Annotated in this window: 1 pseudogene; it reads right to left on the reverse strand. The window is 61.0% G+C overall.

The features are described 5' to 3' along the window. Positions 1-497: 497 nt before the first annotated feature. A pseudogene (purU, locus tag EH240_RS39570) lies at positions 498-615 on the reverse strand (formyltetrahydrofolate deformylase); the annotation flags it as partial.

Here is a 615-nt window from a genome sequence, read left to right on the forward strand (position 1 = left end):
GCGAGGAGTGCATCGGCGAGGGGGAGGGCATCCTTGACGCGTTCGATGGTGATGACGGGCACGACACCGATGCGGGCGATGGTGTCGAAAGGCGTGGACATGGGCACTTCCTGCTGCGGTGGACCCGGCGCTGGTCGAACTTGCCCGGGCCGTCTTCTTGTCGGCCCGGCAGTCACCTTCCACATCCAGGTGAGGCCGTCGAGGTTTTAATCTTTGCCTTCAACCGCTCCTCGGGCACAAGCCAGATCACGGTAAGTTGTCGGACCTCATTCGGATCTTACTGTGCAAGTGGTGGGAAACCAACGCGTAGCTGCCAGTGCGTGTGATCGATGAAGAGAGTGAACCGGACGGAAGCGCGACTGTCCCCGTCCGCAGTGGTCCGCATGCTGATCAGGGATGGAAGCCGACCGGACGAGACCGCGCGCGGGCTCGCTCCCTCGAGGTCGCTGTTTCGTGTCGCACGACGGCCCCTTGGATCAAGATCACCTTTTCTATCGCTACCCCATTCGCTCTGAGGCGAACGAACCGGGTGATGGTGGAAATACAACCGTCTTGTTCCCGTTTAGGAAAACTCGGCCATGGATGTGGGCGTGTATCGCCCGTGCCAAGGCCTGT

This window comes from Mesorhizobium tamadayense, assembly GCF_003863365.1.
In the GTDB taxonomy this organism is placed as follows: Bacteria; Pseudomonadota; Alphaproteobacteria; order Rhizobiales; family Rhizobiaceae; genus Mesorhizobium; species Mesorhizobium tamadayense.